Annotated in this window: 1 protein-coding gene; it reads left to right on the forward strand. The window is 28.6% G+C overall.

Annotated features, from left to right (window positions below; all coding sequences use genetic code 11):
• Window positions 1–168: 168 nt before the first annotated feature.
• On the forward strand, window positions 169–1131 hold a 963-nt coding region (locus L8X36_RS08045; protein WP_263683325.1), incomplete at its 3' end, for a cache domain-containing protein.

Raw genomic sequence — 1131 nt, forward strand, 5'->3', positions numbered from 1 at the left:
AAACCATAGTTTTGGTTTGGTTTTTTATTTCTTATTATATTTTTAATTACTTTATTTGCCTTTTTGTTAAATAGTTTTTTTACATTTAAATAGAATATTTTTTTATTAAAAATAATATAAGATAATTTTTATCTTGAACTACACAATCTATAAACAAGGATGATTTAGATGGGAAAAATTACCAAAACTCTAACAAGCAAACTTACTTTTTTTGTATTTTTAGCAATTATAGCTATTTTGTTTATAGCAAATGCTTTTAATTATATTGAAGTAAAACATGATGTACAAAAACTCATTAACGATATACAAATTAAAACCATGCAAGATGTTTTAAAAAGCTTTGATGATTACACTGCCTCAAGAAGTGATGCTATAAAAGCTGTTGCAGCTGAAATTCAAAAAAAACCTAATGCAAGTTTAGAGGAAATCTATACTATGGTTAAAGTCGCAAAAGAAGCAAGTCGTTTTGATGTTTTATATGTAGGACTTGCCAAAAACGGCGCAATGATTAGATCAAATGGAAATCATCAAATGCCTTCTGATGGATATGATCCAAGAACTAGAACTTGGTATACAAGCGTTAGCACTGGAGAAGATAAAGTTGTTGTTTCAAAACCTTATATAGCTCCAAGTCTAAAAGCTCCTTCTTTGGCTTTTTCATATCCTATTGTTGTAGATGGTAAATTTATAGGTGCAGTTGGTGGAAATTACGATTTAAATACTTTTTCAGATAATGTATTAGCAATGGGAAAATCACAAAGTGGTTATACAGTTGTTTTAGATGATGAAGGTACTGTATTGTTTCATGAGTCTTCAAAAGCATTGCTGACAAAAGATGATTTATCTCAAAACATTATAAAATCCTATCTTTCTACTCCAGAAGGTAAAAAAGGACAACTTTCCAATGAGCCTATGATTATTGAAGATGGAACTGCTCCACGCAAAGCAGTAATATGTCAAGAATCATCAACAGGATACAATGTATGTGTAATAGCAGATGAAAAAATTTATAAAGATCCGGTAAATAACGCTTTGATAAAACAAATCATTATAGGAACCATAAGCTTAATAATAGCTCTTGTAATCATAAGATTTATGATTAATTATAATTTATCTCCTCTCAAAAAAATA

Source organism: Campylobacter sp. CNRCH_2014_0184h (assembly GCF_025772985.1).
Taxonomy (GTDB): domain Bacteria; phylum Campylobacterota; class Campylobacteria; order Campylobacterales; family Campylobacteraceae; genus Campylobacter_D.